General features: G+C 52.1%; 8 protein-coding genes, 6 tRNA genes and 3 rRNA genes. 16 read left to right on the top strand and 1 reads right to left on the bottom strand.

All coding sequences use genetic code 11. The annotated features are described in order from the left end of the window. Window positions 1-180: 180 nt before the first annotated feature. The 11 genes from pepQ (at window position 181) to birA (ending at window position 11,851) form a co-directional block, all read left to right on the top strand. Window positions 181-1,512, top strand: a complete 1,332-nt coding sequence (gene pepQ / locus ACE3MN_RS25450; protein ID WP_004870469.1) for a Xaa-Pro dipeptidase — start codon at window positions 181-183, stop codon at window positions 1,510-1,512. Further along, the gene (locus ACE3MN_RS25445) at window positions 1,512-2,126 is read left to right on the top strand and encodes an IMPACT family protein (protein WP_024360606.1); all 615 of its coding nucleotides are present in this window, start codon (window positions 1,512-1,514) and stop codon (window positions 2,124-2,126) included. Before pepQ ends, ACE3MN_RS25445 begins: the two co-directional genes overlap by 1 nt. Before the next feature lie 41 nt (window positions 2,127-2,167). Continuing rightward, window positions 2,168-3,619, top strand: coding sequence for a Trk system potassium transporter TrkH (gene trkH, locus ACE3MN_RS25440; protein WP_004097624.1), 1,452 nt, complete (start codon window positions 2,168-2,170; stop codon window positions 3,617-3,619). A gap of 11 nt (window positions 3,620-3,630) precedes the next feature. Beyond that, window positions 3,631-4,164: a menaquinone-dependent protoporphyrinogen IX dehydrogenase gene (gene hemG / locus ACE3MN_RS25435; protein ID WP_004870475.1), complete on the top strand. Its 534-nt coding sequence runs from the start codon at window positions 3,631-3,633 to the stop codon at window positions 4,162-4,164. A gap of 391 nt (window positions 4,165-4,555) precedes the next feature. Then, window positions 4,556-6,095 (top strand): 16S ribosomal RNA (locus tag ACE3MN_RS25430). A gap of 71 nt (window positions 6,096-6,166) precedes the next feature. Next, a tRNA-Ile gene (locus tag ACE3MN_RS25425) sits at window positions 6,167-6,243 on the top strand. Between the two features lie 108 nt (window positions 6,244-6,351). Next, window positions 6,352-6,427 (top strand) — tRNA-Ala (locus tag ACE3MN_RS25420). 178 nt (window positions 6,428-6,605) lie between these two features. Continuing rightward, window positions 6,606-9,512 (top strand): 23S ribosomal RNA (locus ACE3MN_RS25415). Between the two features lie 67 nt (window positions 9,513-9,579). Beyond that, a 5S ribosomal RNA gene (gene rrf, locus ACE3MN_RS25410) occupies window positions 9,580-9,695 on the top strand. Together the 16S, 23S and 5S rRNA genes with 2 tRNA genes alongside form the textbook arrangement of a ribosomal RNA operon. Before the next feature lie 168 nt (window positions 9,696-9,863). Continuing rightward, on the top strand, window positions 9,864-10,892 hold the full coding sequence (gene murB, locus ACE3MN_RS25405) for a UDP-N-acetylmuramate dehydrogenase (RefSeq protein WP_102650432.1): 1,029 nt from the start codon (window positions 9,864-9,866) through the stop codon (window positions 10,890-10,892). After that, entirely contained in the window at window positions 10,889-11,851 is a 963-nt protein-coding gene (gene birA, locus ACE3MN_RS25400; RefSeq protein WP_004127571.1) for a bifunctional biotin--[acetyl-CoA-carboxylase] ligase/biotin operon repressor BirA, read from the top strand. Before murB ends, birA begins: the two co-directional genes overlap by 4 nt. Before the next feature lie 25 nt (window positions 11,852-11,876). On the opposite strand, the gene coaA is transcribed toward birA, so the two are convergent. After that, entirely contained in the window at window positions 11,877-12,827 is a 951-nt protein-coding gene (gene coaA / locus ACE3MN_RS25395) for a type I pantothenate kinase (protein WP_004127574.1), read from the bottom strand. A 438-nt stretch (window positions 12,828-13,265) separates the two neighbouring features. On the opposite strand from coaA, the gene ACE3MN_RS25390 reads away from it, so the two are divergent. From ACE3MN_RS25390 to tuf, 5 genes are all read left to right on the top strand, one after another. After that, window positions 13,266-13,341, top strand: a tRNA-Thr gene (locus ACE3MN_RS25390). A 10-nt stretch (window positions 13,342-13,351) separates the two neighbouring features. Further along, a tRNA-Tyr gene (locus ACE3MN_RS25385) sits at window positions 13,352-13,436 on the top strand. A 119-nt stretch (window positions 13,437-13,555) separates the two neighbouring features. Next, window positions 13,556-13,630, top strand: a tRNA-Gly gene (locus ACE3MN_RS25380). 5 nt (window positions 13,631-13,635) lie between these two features. Then, a tRNA-Thr gene (locus ACE3MN_RS25375) sits at window positions 13,636-13,711 on the top strand. Between the two features lie 116 nt (window positions 13,712-13,827). Continuing rightward, window positions 13,828-15,012, top strand: coding sequence for an elongation factor Tu (gene tuf / locus ACE3MN_RS25370; protein WP_004097636.1), 1,185 nt, complete (start codon window positions 13,828-13,830; stop codon window positions 15,010-15,012). Window positions 15,013-15,152 lie beyond the last annotated feature (140 nt).

Raw genomic sequence — 15,152 nt, 5'->3', positions numbered from 1 at the left:
GAATCCAGCAATATGATCTGGTCGTACCAGATGAGACGGAGTGTGGATTTTATGTTAAGAAATTGCAAATAAGACTTTAAATAAATGCTGGTCGGATCACACCCGGTAGAGATCACCCCGTTTGAGGTCATTGTGCTAAGATGCGAAACATCACGATCTCATAAAATCAAAGGATAAAAGATGGAATCCCTTGCCGGTCTCTATAAAAATCATATCGTTACCCTACAAGAGCGTACCCGTGATGTTCTGGCCCGCTTTAAGCTGGATGCCCTGCTGATTCACTCCGGTGAACTGTTCAACGTCTTCCTTGACGATCATCCGTATCCGTTCAAGGTCAACCCGCAGTTCAAAGCCTGGGTGCCGGTTACCCAGGTCCCTAACTGCTGGCTGCTGGTGGACGGCGTCAACAAACCGAAACTGTGGTTCTACCTGCCGGTCGACTACTGGCATAACGTGGAACCGCTGCCAACTTCGTTCTGGACCGAAGAGGTGGAAGTCATTGCCCTGCCGAAAGCGGACGGTATCGGCAGCCAGCTGCCCGCCGCCCGCGGCAATATCGCGTATATCGGACCGGTACCGGAACGCGCGCTGGGGTTAGAACTCGCGGCGGATAAAATCAACCCGAAAGGGGTGATTGATTATCTGCACTACTACCGCTCTTATAAAACTGACTATGAGCTGGCCTGCATGCGCGAAGCACAGAAGTCGGCGGTTAACGGTCATCAGGCCGCTCATGAAGCGTTCCTCTCCGGGATGAGCGAGTTTGATATTAACCAGGCCTATCTGACTGCTACCGGCCATCGCGACACCGATGTACCGTACAGCAACATTGTGGCGCTGAACGAACACGCTTCCGTTCTGCATTACACTAAGCTGGATCACCGCGCGCCGGCGGAGTTGCGCAGCTTCCTGCTGGATGCGGGCGCGGAATATAACGGCTATGCGGCGGACCTGACGCGTACCTGGGCGGCGCATGGCGATAACGACTATGCTCAGCTGGTTAAAGACGTTAATGATGAACAGCTGGCGCTGATTAGCACCATGAAGGCGGGCGTGAGCTACGTGGATTATCATGTCCAGTTCCATCAGCGTATTGCCAAACTGCTGCGCAAACATCAGATAGTCAAAGAGATGAGCGAAGAAGCGATGGTGGAAAACGACCTGACCGGACCGTTTATGCCGCACGGCATTGGCCATCCTCTGGGTCTGCAGGTTCATGATGTCGCGGGCTTTATGCAGGATGATACCGGTACCCATCTGGCCGCGCCGGCAAAATATCCCTACCTGCGCTGCACGCGCGTGCTGCAGCCGCGGATGGTATTGACGATTGAACCGGGCATCTACTTTATCGAATCGCTGCTGGCGCCGTGGCGCGAAGGGCAGTTCAGCAAACACTTCAACTGGCAGAAAATTGAAGCGCTGAAACCGTTTGGCGGTATTCGTATTGAAGACAACGTCGTGATCCACGAAAACAGTATTGAAAACATGACGCGCGATCTGAAACTGGCGTAATGGAAAGCTGGTTGATACCGGCCGCGCCGGTCACCTTTGTGGAAGAGATCAAAAAGAGCCGCTTTATCACGCTGTTGGCGCATACCGACGGCGTAGCGGCGGCAAAAGCGTTTGTCGAGTCAGTTAGGGCTGATCATCCGGATGCCCGTCACCACTGCGTGGCGTGGGTCGCCGGGCCGCCAAATGACTCGCAGCAACTGGGATTTTCCGATGATGGCGAACCGGCGGGGACGGCGGGTAAGCCGATGCTGGCGCAGCTTATGGGCAGCGGCGTCGGCGAGATAACCGCTGTCGTCGTGCGCTACTACGGTGGTATTCTGCTCGGCACCGGCGGTCTGGTCAAAGCGTACGGCGGCGGCGTGCATCAGGCGCTTGCGCAGCTCGCAACACAGCGCAAGACGCCGCTGACCGCATATACTTTGCAGTGTGAATACGGGCAGTTGGCCGGGATTGAAACGCTGTTGGCTCAATTCTCAGGGAAAATTGTCGAGAGCGAATATCAAGCGTCTGTTCAGCTGCGCGTGGCGCTTCCTCAGGCTGAAGTGGCGCTATTTTCAGCAAAACTGGCTGATTTTAGTCGCGGTTCGTTGCAATTACTGAAGATTGACGAATAATCCCCACCTGATTTTTTTGCATATCAAAGGAAGCGCCAGAGATGCATTTTCGCGCGATAACCCGAATCGTTGGACTGCTGGTCATTTTGTTTTCGGGGACAATGATCCTCCCGGGATTAATAGCCCTGATATATCGCGATGGCGCGGGGCGGGCGTTTACACAGACCTTTTTTGTCGCCCTGGCGATCGGCTCGCTGCTGTGGTGGCCTAACCGTCGTGAGAAGGGCGAACTGAAATCCCGCGAAGGATTTCTTATCGTCGTGCTGTTCTGGACGGTGCTCGGAAGCGTCGGTTCGCTGCCCTTTATCTTCTCTGAGCAGCCTAACCTGAGCATCACGGATGCCTTCTTTGAATCTTTCTCGGGTTTGACAACGACCGGGGCAACCACGCTGGTAGGGCTTGACTCATTACCTCACGCCATTCTTTTCTATCGCCAGATGCTGCAATGGTTTGGCGGGATGGGGATCATCGTGCTGGCGGTAGCGATACTGCCGATACTGGGCGTCGGGGGGATGCAGCTGTATCGGGCGGAAATGCCCGGGCCGCTGAAAGATAATAAAATGCGGCCGCGAATCGCTGAAACGGCGAAAACGCTGTGGCTTATTTATGTCTTACTGACGGTGGCCTGCGCGCTGGCGCTGTGGTTTGCCGGTATGCCGGCGTTCGACGCCATCGGGCACAGCTTCTCGACGATTGCGATTGGCGGATTCTCTACCCATGACGCCAGCGTGGGCTACTTTAATAGCCCAACGATTAACTCCATTATTGCTATTTTCTTGCTGATATCGGGCTGTAACTACGGCCTGCACTTTTCATTACTCAGCGGGCGCAGCCTGAAAGTGTACTGGCGCGATCCCGAATTCCGCATGTTTATCGGCGTGCAGCTCACGCTGGTGGTGGTATGTACTCTGGTGCTGTGGCTGCATGATGTATACAGTTCTGCACTCATGACGGTGAACCAGGCGTTCTTCCAGGTTGTTTCGATGGCGACAACGGCAGGATTCACTACCGACAGTATCGCGCGCTGGCCGCTATTCTTACCGGTCCTTCTGCTCTGCTCGGCTTTTATCGGCGGCTGCGCCGGGTCGACGGGCGGTGGTTTGAAGGTTATCCGTATTCTTCTGCTTTTCAAGCAGGGTAACCGTGAGCTTAAACGGCTGGTACACCCTAATGCGGTATACAGTATTAAACTGGGGAACCGTGCGTTGCCGGAACGTATCCTTGAAGCCGTTTGGGGATTTTTCTCCGCCTATGCGCTGGTGTTTATCATTAGTATGCTGGCGATTATCGCCACCGGCGTGGATGATTTCTCGGCCTTTGCTTCGGTCGTCGCGACGCTGAATAACCTTGGCCCGGGACTGGGCGTGGTGGCGGATAACTTTGCGACGATGAACCCTGTCGCAAAATGGATCTTGATTGCTAATATGCTGTTTGGTCGTCTGGAAGTGTTCACCTTGCTGGTGCTATTTACTCCGACTTTCTGGCGCGAATAACAGGAGTGCCTGTGAAAACTTTGATTCTATTTTCTACCCGCGACGGACAGACGCGTGAAATCGCCTCCTATCTGGCATCTGAATTAAAAGAGCAGGGGATTGATGCGGATACGATTGACCTCAACCGTACTAATGAGGTGGAGTGGCCTTTATACGATCGCGTCGTGATTGGCGCATCAATCCGCTATGGTCACTTTCATCCCGCGCTGGAGCGGTTTGTCAAAACGCATCTTCAGTCGCTGCAGGCGCTGCCGGGAGCATTTTTCTCGGTTAACCTCGTCGCGCGTAAGCCAGAAAAACGAACGCCGCAGACCAACAGCTACACGCGAAAGTTTCTGCTCAACTCGCCCTGGCAGCCGCAGCACTGCGCGGTATTTGCCGGAGCGCTTCGCTATCCACGCTATCGTTGGTACGATCGGTTTATGATTCGCCTTATTATGAAGATGACCGGCGGCGAAACGGATGTTAGTAAAGAAGTGGTGTATACCGACTGGCAGCAGGTGGGCAGATTTGCGCGGGAAATTGCGCAAATGACCAGCAAATAGCGCGTTAAATCACCCTGGTGATGGAAAGTTGAGCGAACGAAAAGTTTTTTGAAATTTCCCCTTGTCACTTCGGAATTACTCCCTATAATGCGCTCCCACTGACACGGAACAACGGCACGCAAGCCGCCGGGTCAGCGGGATTCAGCGATGAATACCGGCAGAGAAAAGCAAAATTAAACGCTTGACTCTGAATGAGGAAAACGTATTATACGGGACCTCGCAACGGTGAGCGAAAGCCGCGTTGCACTGCTCTTTAACAATTTATCAGACAATCTGTGTGGGCACTCAAAGTGACATGGATTCTTAACGTCTTCGGACGAAAAATGAATACCAAGTCTCTGAGTGAACATACGTAATTCATTACGAAGTTTAATTCACGAGCATCAAACTTAAATTGAAGAGTTTGATCATGGCTCAGATTGAACGCTGGCGGCAGGCCTAACACATGCAAGTCGAACGGTAGCACAGAGAGCTTGCTCTCGGGTGACGAGTGGCGGACGGGTGAGTAATGTCTGGGAAACTGCCTGATGGAGGGGGATAACTACTGGAAACGGTAGCTAATACCGCATAACGTCGCAAGACCAAAGAGGGGGACCTTCGGGCCTCTTGCCATCAGATGTGCCCAGATGGGATTAGCTAGTAGGTGGGGTAACGGCTCACCTAGGCGACGATCCCTAGCTGGTCTGAGAGGATGACCAGCCACACTGGAACTGAGACACGGTCCAGACTCCTACGGGAGGCAGCAGTGGGGAATATTGCACAATGGGCGCAAGCCTGATGCAGCCATGCCGCGTGTATGAAGAAGGCCTTCGGGTTGTAAAGTACTTTCAGCGGGGAGGAAGGCGATAAGGTTAATAACCTTGTCGATTGACGTTACCCGCAGAAGAAGCACCGGCTAACTCCGTGCCAGCAGCCGCGGTAATACGGAGGGTGCAAGCGTTAATCGGAATTACTGGGCGTAAAGCGCACGCAGGCGGTCTGTCAAGTCGGATGTGAAATCCCCGGGCTCAACCTGGGAACTGCATTCGAAACTGGCAGGCTGGAGTCTTGTAGAGGGGGGTAGAATTCCAGGTGTAGCGGTGAAATGCGTAGAGATCTGGAGGAATACCGGTGGCGAAGGCGGCCCCCTGGACAAAGACTGACGCTCAGGTGCGAAAGCGTGGGGAGCAAACAGGATTAGATACCCTGGTAGTCCACGCTGTAAACGATGTCGACTTGGAGGTTGTTCCCTTGAGGAGTGGCTTCCGGAGCTAACGCGTTAAGTCGACCGCCTGGGGAGTACGGCCGCAAGGTTAAAACTCAAATGAATTGACGGGGGCCCGCACAAGCGGTGGAGCATGTGGTTTAATTCGATGCAACGCGAAGAACCTTACCTACTCTTGACATCCAGAGAACTTAGCAGAGATGCTTTGGTGCCTTCGGGAACTCTGAGACAGGTGCTGCATGGCTGTCGTCAGCTCGTGTTGTGAAATGTTGGGTTAAGTCCCGCAACGAGCGCAACCCTTATCCTTTGTTGCCAGCGATTCGGTCGGGAACTCAAAGGAGACTGCCAGTGATAAACTGGAGGAAGGTGGGGATGACGTCAAGTCATCATGGCCCTTACGAGTAGGGCTACACACGTGCTACAATGGCATATACAAAGAGAAGCGACCTCGCGAGAGCAAGCGGACCTCATAAAGTATGTCGTAGTCCGGATTGGAGTCTGCAACTCGACTCCATGAAGTCGGAATCGCTAGTAATCGTGGATCAGAATGCCACGGTGAATACGTTCCCGGGCCTTGTACACACCGCCCGTCACACCATGGGAGTGGGTTGCAAAAGAAGTAGGTAGCTTAACCTTCGGGAGGGCGCTTACCACTTTGTGATTCATGACTGGGGTGAAGTCGTAACAAGGTAACCGTAGGGGAACCTGCGGTTGGATCACCTCCTTACCTGAAAGAACCTGCCTTTGTAGTGTCCACACAGATTGTCTGATGAAAAATAAGCAGTAAAAAATCTCTGCAGGCTTGTAGCTCAGGTGGTTAGAGCGCACCCCTGATAAGGGTGAGGTCGGTGGTTCAAGTCCACTCAGGCCTACCAAATTCGCTCCCGTGCTGCGTTGTGAAATAACTCGCATGCTTCAGTATGCTTCGTTCTTCCACGCCTTGCCCGGAACCGAATGACGGTAAATGAGATTTTAACTACGATGGGGCTATAGCTCAGCTGGGAGAGCGCCTGCTTTGCACGCAGGAGGTCTGCGGTTCGATCCCGCATAGCTCCACCATCTTTACTGCCAAAAACAAGAAAACTTCAGAGTGTACCTGAAAAGGTTCACTGCGAAGTTTTGCTCTTTAAAAATCTGGATCAAGCTGAAAATTGAAACGACACACAGTTAATGTGTGTTCGAGTCTCTCAAATTTTCGCGACACGATGATGTTTCACGAAACATCTTCGGGTTGTGAGGTTAAGCGACTAAGCGTACACGGTGGATGCCCTGGCAGTCAGAGGCGATGAAGGACGTGCTAATCTGCGAAAAGCGTCGGTAAGGTGATATGAACCGTTATAGCCGGCGATGTCCGAATGGGGAAACCCAGTGCAATTCGTTGCACTATCGTTTGATGAATACATAGTCAAACGAGGCGAACCGGGGGAACTGAAACATCTAAGTACCCCGAGGAAAAGAAATCAACCGAGATTCCCCCAGTAGCGGCGAGCGAACGGGGAGCAGCCCGGAGTCTGAATCAGCTTGTGTGTTAGTGGAAGCGTCTGGAAAGTCGCAGGGTACAGGGTGATACTCCCGTACACTAAAACGCACAGGCTGTGAACTCGAAGAGTAGGGCGGGACACGTGGTATCCTGTCTGAATATGGGGGGACCATCCTCCAAGGCTAAATACTCCTGACTGACCGATAGTGAACCAGTACCGTGAGGGAAAGGCGAAAAGAACCCCGGCGAGGGGAGTGAAAAAGAACCTGAAACCGTGTACGTACAAGCAGTAGGAGCCTCTTTATGGGGTGACTGCGTACCTTTTGTATAATGGGTCAGCGACTTATATTCTGTAGCAAGGTTAACCGTATAGGGGAGCCGCAGGGAAACCGAGTCTTAACTGGGCGTTAAGTTGCAGGGTATAGACCCGAAACCCGGTGATCTAGCCATGGGCAGGTTGAAGGTTGGGTAACACTAACTGGAGGACCGAACCGACTAATGTTGAAAAATTAGCGGATGACTTGTGGCTGGGGGTGAAAGGCCAATCAAACCGGGAGATAGCTGGTTCTCCCCGAAAGCTATTTAGGTAGCGCCTCGTGAACTCATCTTCGGGGGTAGAGCACTGTTTCGGCTAGGGGGTCATCCCGACTTACCAACCCGATGCAAACTACGAATACCGAAGAATGTTATCACGGGAGACACACGGCGGGTGCTAACGTCCGTCGTGAAGAGGGAAACAACCCAGACCGCCAGCTAAGGTCCCAAAGTCATGGTTAAGTGGGAAACGATGTGGGAAGGCCCAGACAGCCAGGATGTTGGCTTAGAAGCAGCCATCATTTAAAGAAAGCGTAATAGCTCACTGGTCGAGTCGGCCTGCGCGGAAGATGTAACGGGGCTAAACCATGCACCGAAGCTGCGGCAGCGACACTATGTGTTGTTGGGTAGGGGAGCGTTCTGTAAGCCGTTGAAGGTGGCCTGTGAGGGTTGCTGGAGGTATCAGAAGTGCGAATGCTGACATAAGTAACGATAATGCGGGTGAAAAACCCGCACGCCGGAAGACCAAGGGTTCCTGTCCAACGTTAATCGGGGCAGGGTGAGTCGACCCCTAAGGCGAGGCCGAAAGGCGTAGTCGATGGGAAACAGGTTAATATTCCTGTACTCGGTGTTACTGCGAAGGGGGGACGGAGAAGGCTATGTTGGCCGGGCGACGGTTGTCCCGGTTTAAGCATGTAGGCGGATGTTCCAGGTAAATCCGGAACGTTATCAACGCTGAGGTGTGATGACGAGGCACTACGGTGCTGAAGTGACAAATGCCCTGCTTCCAGGAAAAGCCTCTAAGCATCAGGTAACATCAAATCGTACCCCAAACCGACACAGGTGGTCAGGTAGAGAATACCAAGGCGCTTGAGAGAACTCGGGTGAAGGAACTAGGCAAAATGGTGCCGTAACTTCGGGAGAAGGCACGCTGATATGTAGGTGAAGTGGTTTACCCATGGAGCTGAAATCAGTCGAAGATACCAGCTGGCTGCAACTGTTTATTAAAAACACAGCACTGTGCAAACACGAAAGTGGACGTATACGGTGTGACGCCTGCCCGGTGCCGGAAGGTTAATTGATGGGGTTATCCGTAAGGAGAAGCTCTTGATCGAAGCCCCGGTAAACGGCGGCCGTAACTATAACGGTCCTAAGGTAGCGAAATTCCTTGTCGGGTAAGTTCCGACCTGCACGAATGGCGTAATGATGGCCAGGCTGTCTCCACCCGAGACTCAGTGAAATTGAACTCGCTGTGAAGATGCAGTGTACCCGCGGCAAGACGGAAAGACCCCGTGAACCTTTACTATAGCTTGACACTGAACACTGGTCCTTGATGTGTAGGATAGGTGGGAGGCTTTGAAGTGTGGACGCCAGTCTGCATGGAGCCATCCTTGAAATACCACCCTTTAATGGCTGGTGTTCTAACGTGGGCCCCTAATCGGGGTTGCGGACAGTGTCTGGTGGGTAGTTTGACTGGGGCGGTCTCCTCCTAAAGAGTAACGGAGGAGCACGAAGGTCAGCTAATCCTGGTCGGACATCAGGAGGTTAGTGCAATGGCATAAGCTGGCTTGACTGCGAGCGTGACGGCGCGAGCAGGTGCGAAAGCAGGTCATAGTGATCCGGTGGTTCTGAATGGAAGGGCCATCGCTCAACGGATAAAAGGTACTCCGGGGATAACAGGCTGATACCGCCCAAGAGTTCATATCGACGGCGGTGTTTGGCACCTCGATGTCGGCTCATCACATCCTGGGGCTGAAGTAGGTCCCAAGGGTATGGCTGTTCGCCATTTAAAGTGGTACGCGAGCTGGGTTTAGAACGTCGTGAGACAGTTCGGTCCCTATCTGCCGTGGGCGCTGGAGAATTGAGGGGGGCTGCTCCTAGTACGAGAGGACCGGAGTGGACGCATCACTGGTGTTCGGGTTGTCATGCCAATGGCATTGCCCGGTAGCTAAATGCGGAAGAGATAAGTGCTGAAAGCATCTAAGCACGAAACTTGCCCCGAGATGAGTTCTCCCTGACTCCTTGAGAGTCCTGAAGGAACGTTGAAGACGACGACGTTGATAGGCCGGGTGTGTAAGCGCAGCGATGCGTTGAGCTAACCGGTACTAATGAACCGTGAGGCTTAACCTTACAACGCCGAAGATGTTTTGGCGGATTTGAGAGAAGATTTTCAGCCTGATACAGATAACAGAATTTGCCTGGCGGCACTAGCGCGGTGGTCCCACCTGACCCCATGCCGAACTCAGAAGTGAAACGCCGTAGCGCCGATGGTAGTGTGGGGTCTCCCCATGTGAGAGTAGGGAACTGCCAGGCATCAATTAAGTGAAGAGCCCATCCTGACGGATGGGCTTTTTGCGTTTTTGTGGCCTGAGAATGACTGGACTTTGGTAACGTCATGGTTCCTGGTCCCCCTGACATTCAGGCAAGCCTTCCCTCGCTATATACGGTAAACTAATGCAGATTTTGCATCTGGAAGCCATTATGAGCCACTCACTTAAGCCCTGGAATACCTTCGGTATTGACCGTTCTGCCAAAACGATTGTTCGCGCCGAAACTGAAAAACAGCTACTGGATGCCTGGCAAAATGCCGCTGCACAGCGCCAGCCAATCCTGATCCTTGGTGAAGGAAGCAATGTTCTGTTCCTGAAGGATTATGCCGGTACGGTGATTATTAACCGTATTATGGGAATCGAAGTGAGTGAAACACCAGACGCGTGGCATTTGCATGTTGGCGCAGGAGAGAACTGGCATCAGCTAGTGCAGTTTGCGTTGAATAACGGCATGCCTGGCCTGGAAAATCTTGCCCTGATTCCTGGTTGCGCCGGCTCCTCGCCGATTCAAAATATTGGTGCTTACGGCGTTGAATTACAAAAGGTTTGCCAGTACGTCGATTGCGTTGAGTTAGCGACTGGTGAGAAACTGCGCCTTTTCGCCGCGGAATGTCGTTTTGGCTACCGGGACAGTATTTTTAAGCATGAATATCAAGATCGCTACGCGATTGTGGCCGTTGGTTTGATGTTACCAAAAGAGTGGCAACCCGTTTTGACCTACGGCGATTTAACCCGGCTTGATCCGCAAACCGTTACCCCTCGGCAGGTGTTTGATGCCGTATGTCATATGCGCATGACCAAACTTCCCGATCCCAAAGTGAATGGAAATGCAGGGAGCTTCTTTAAGAATCCGGTCGTTAGCGTAGACAAGGCTCAAGCACTGCTGGCTGCCTATCCGAACATCCCCCACTATCCTCAGCCTGATGGCAGCATGAAGCTGGCCGCCGGCTGGCTTATCGATCAATGCCAGCTTAAAGGCAAAGTCATGGGCGGCGCAGCGGTACATAGCCAGCAGGCATTGGTATTAATCAATCATAATCAGGCAACCAGTGAAGATGTGGTTGAATTGGCTCACTACGTACGTCAACAGGTTGGTGAGAAGTTTGATATTTGGCTACAGCCGGAGGTGCGCTTTATTGGCGAAACGGGTGAAGTCAATGCCGAGGAGACTATTGCATGAAAGACTACACCGTTCCTTTGACGCTGATATCGATACTGGCTGATGCTGAATTTCACTCAGGTGAACAGCTTGGCGAGCGTTTAGGAATGAGCCGGGCAGCGATCAACAAGCATATTCAAACGTTGCGTGATTGGGGAGTCGACGTGTTCACCGTTCCGGGCAAAGGCTACAGTCTCCCTGAGCCTATCCAGCTACTGGACGAAGAGCAGATCGCCAGGCAGATTGAGCATGGTCGGGTAACCGTACTACCGGTGATAGATTCCACGAACCAGTATCTTCTGGACCGGCTCAGCGAACTGCAATCTGGTGATGCCTGCGTGGCTGAGTATCAGCAGGCTGGCCGCGGCCGCCGCGGGCGCAAGTGGTTCTCGCCGTTTGGGTCTAATCTTTACCTTTCAATGTACTGGCGACTGGAGCAGGGGCCTGCTGCGGCTATAGGTTTGAGTCTGGTCATCGGGATCGTCATTGCCGAGGTGCTGCAGAGCCTGGGGGCGGATAAAGTACGGGTGAAATGGCCGAACGACCTCTATTTGCAGGACCGCAAACTGTCCGGGATCCTGGTGGAACTGACGGGGAAAACCGGCGATGCGGCACAGATAGTCAGCGGCGCGGGGATTAATCTCATGATGCGCCGCGTGGAGTCTGATGTTGTCAATCAGGGCTGGATCAGCCTGCAGGAGGCCGGGATCTCTATCGATCGTAATCAGTTAGCCGCTTGTCTGATTAAAGAGCTGCGGGCAGGTTTTAAACTTTTTGAGAATGAGGGTCTGGCGCCCTATCTGGGCCGCTGGGAAAAGCTCGATAACTTTATTAACCGTCCGGTTAAACTTATTATTGGCGATAAAGAGATCTTTGGCATTTCTCGAGGTATTGATGCTCAAGGCGCATTATTACTGGAACAAGAAGGGGTGATAAAACCCTGGATTGGCGGTGAGATCTCATTGCGAGGCGCTGAATGAAAAAGGGGAGCCAGCGCTCCCCTTTTTATTTCCTTAACCGCACCTGATTGACTGAGTGGTTTGCGCTTTTTGTCATGATAAGGCTGGCTCGCTCACGCGTTGGTAAGATATTCTCTTTTAAATTCAAAAGATTAATCTCATTCCATAGCGATGTGGCAATATTAATAGCTTCGTCTTTAGACAACTGAGCATAGTTATGGAAATAAGAGTCCGGGTCGGTAAACGCCCCTTCGCGGAATTTCAGAAAACGATTGATATACCAGGTTTTGAGCAACTCTTCTGGCGCATCCACATAAATTGAAAAATCAACGAAGTCGGAAACAAATACATGATGCGGATCGTGAGGGTAATCCATTCCACTCTGCAAAACATTTAATCCCTCAAGAATTAATATATCAGGCTGAGTGACCGTCTTATCCCCATCCGGAATCACGTCATAAATGAGATGTGAATAGACCGGGGCCGTAGCGTCAGGTACACCGGATTTCAGGTCGGAGACGAATTTAACCAGGCGATGCATATCGTAAGACTGCGGGAAGCCTTTCTTCTTCATCAGTCCACGTTCTTTCAATACTGCGTTAGGGTGCAGAAAACCATCTGTCGTAATCAATTCTACATGTCGATGCTCAGGCCAGCGGCTAAGTAACGCCTGTAGTACGCGCGCGGTGGTGCTCTTCCCGACCGCCACGCTACCCGCAATGCTGATGATATAAGGAATACGCTGGCCGTTGGTGCCAAGGAATTGTTCCAGTACAGCCTGCCGGCGCAAATTAGAGCTGATATAGAAATTGAGTAAACGCGACAGCGGCAAATAAATCTCTGCAACTTCTTCCAGGGAAAGATCTTCGTTGATGCCTTTTAACCGCGTGATTTCTTCTTCTGTTAGCGTCATCGGAACGGAATCACGCAGTGCAGCCCATTGGTCGCGGTTAAATTGTAGATACGGTGTCATTAACGTTTGCTCTTTTAGGCTCATAAGCATGCTCTTGCAACCGCCGAATTACATGAAGGCGGGGTGCTTCACACTAGTTAATCAGGACAATGGGCAGGAGGGTAACACCAGATTGCGCGGAATAATAAGAAAAAAACTCATTGAATGATGCTTTCTAAAGGTAGCATCACAGAGATGAATGGTTTGGTAAGGGGATATAAAGTCCTCGGTAGAAGCCAGTGAGTTTTCATTGCATCTTATGGAGAGGCTGTGAGGAATCGATGCCGCTTTCGCGGTTTGGATATGCCTTTTGCCCTCCTCGTTAACCGTATTTGTGAAGAAGGTTGGCGTATTTTTGTCCGGCCCTGTTTGAAATTACACCATTTTTTCTCGTTTGAGCACAAAATGTGAGCAATAGAACATTTTCTGCAATTTTTTAGTTGCATGAACTCGCAGGTCTCCCTAGAATGCGCGCTACTTGATGCCGACTTAGCTCAGTAGGTAGAGCAACTGACTTGTAATCAGTAGGTCACCAGTTCGATTCCGGTAGTCGGCACCATCAAGTGCCTGGTGGGGTTCCCGAGCGGCCAAAGGGAGCAGACTGTAAATCTGCCGTCATCGACTTCGAAGGTTCGAATCCTTCCCCCACCACCATCTTTCGGCAACGCTTTGCGGAGCCAGAGTTGATTGGTTAAACTGGTCAGCTCAAACAGAAAAAGAGACGCTTCTCTTTTTTTTGTTATAGAAAGAACTGGGTAGCCGAGTTTCAGGATGCGGGCATCGTATAATGGCTATTACCTCAGCCTTCCAAGCTGATGATGCGGGTTCGATTCCCGCTGCCCGCTCCAAACGTGCTGATATGGCTCAGTTGGTAGAGCGCACCCTTGGTAAGGGTGAGGTCCCCAGTTCGACTCTGGGTATCAGCACCACTTCTTTATCTCTCCTCCCCTGTTTCTCTCTAGTTTATTGCATTCAACAAGTCGGGCATGTTGCCCGGTTGATGTGGTGATATCACCGATTTATCCGTGTCTTAGAGGGACAATCGATGTCTAAAGAAAAGTTTGAACGTACAAAACCGCACGTTAACGTCGGTACTATCGGCCACGTTGACCATGGTAAAACAACGCTGACCGCTGCAATCACTACCGTTCTGGCTAAAACCTACGGTGGTTCTGCTCGCGCATTCGATCAGATCGATAACGCGCCGGAAGAAAAAGCTCGTGGTATCACCATCAACACGTCTCACGTTGAATATGACACCCCGACTCGCCACTACGCGCACGTAGACTGCCCGGGCCACGCCGACTATGTTAAAAACATGATCACCGGTGCTGCGCAGATGGACGGCGCGATCCTGGTTGTTGCTGCGACTGACGGCCCGATGCCGCAGACTCGTGAGCACATCCTGCTGGGTCGTCAGGTAGGCGTTCCGTACATCATCGTGTTCCTGAACAAATGCGACATGGTTGATGACGAAGAGCTGCTGGAACTGGTTGAAATGGAAGTTCGTGAACTTCTGTCTCAGTACGATTTCCCGGGCGACGACACCCCGATCGTTCGTGGTTCCGCTCTGAAAGCGCTGGAAGGCGACGCAGACTGGGAAGCGAAAATCATCGAACTGGCTGGCTACCTGGATTCTTACATCCCGGAACCAGAGCGTGCGATTGACAAGCCGTTCCTGCTGCCGATCGAAGACGTATTCTCCATCTCCGGTCGTGGTACCGTTGTTACCGGTCGTGTAGAGCGCGGTATCATCAAAGTTGGCGAAGAAGTTGAAATCGTTGGTATCAAAGAGACTGCGAAGTCTACCTGTACTGGCGTTGAAATGTTCCGCAAACTGCTGGACGAAGGCCGTGCTGGTGAGAACGTTGGTGTTCTGCTGCGTGGTATCAAACGTGAAGAAATCGAACGTGGTCAGGTACTGGCTAAGCCGGGTTCCATCAAGCCGCACACCAAGTTCGAATCTGAAGTGTACATTCTGTCCAAAGACGAAGGCGGCCGTCATACTCCGTTCTTCAAAGGCTACCGTCCGCAGTTCTACTTCCGTACAACTGACGTGACTGGCACCATCGAACTGCCGGAAGGCGTAGAGATGGTCATGCCGGGCGACAACATCAAAATGGTTGTTACCCTGATCCACCCGATCGCGATGGACGACGGTCTGCGTTTCGCAATCCGTGAAGGTGGCCGTACCGTTGGCGCGGGCGTGGTTGCTAAAGTTCTCGGCTAATTGCTGATAACATTTGACGCAATGCGCAATAAAAGGGCATCATTTGATGCCCTTTTTGCACGCTTTCACACCAGAACCTGGCTCATCAGTGATTTTTTGGGTCATAATCATTGCTGAGACAGGCTCTGAAGAGGGCGTTA

The sequence above is a fragment of the Klebsiella grimontii genome, from assembly GCF_042137965.1.
Lineage (GTDB): Bacteria > Pseudomonadota > Gammaproteobacteria > Enterobacterales > Enterobacteriaceae > Klebsiella > Klebsiella grimontii.
Note: the sequence above shows the minus strand (reverse complement) of the source record. Positions and strands in the feature narration are given on the sequence as shown.

What these genes read in the sequence shown, in the direction of transcription:
- pepQ (WP_004870469.1), top strand. Translation starts at nt 181, where the DNA reads ATGGAATCCCTTGCCGGTCTCTATAAAAATCATATCGTTACCCTACAA.
- ACE3MN_RS25445 (WP_024360606.1), top strand. Translation starts at nt 1,512, where the DNA reads ATGGAAAGCTGGTTGATACCGGCCGCGCCGGTCACCTTTGTGGAAGAG.
- trkH (WP_004097624.1), top strand. Translation starts at nt 2,168, where the DNA reads ATGCATTTTCGCGCGATAACCCGAATCGTTGGACTGCTGGTCATTTTG.
- murB (WP_102650432.1), top strand. Translation starts at nt 9,864, where the DNA reads ATGAGCCACTCACTTAAGCCCTGGAATACCTTCGGTATTGACCGTTCT.
- birA (WP_004127571.1), top strand. Translation starts at nt 10,889, where the DNA reads ATGAAAGACTACACCGTTCCTTTGACGCTGATATCGATACTGGCTGAT.
- coaA (WP_004127574.1), bottom strand. Translation starts at nt 12,827, where the DNA reads ATGAGCCTAAAAGAGCAAACGTTAATGACACCGTATCTACAATTTAAC.
- tuf (WP_004097636.1), top strand. Translation starts at nt 13,828, where the DNA reads ATGTCTAAAGAAAAGTTTGAACGTACAAAACCGCACGTTAACGTCGGT.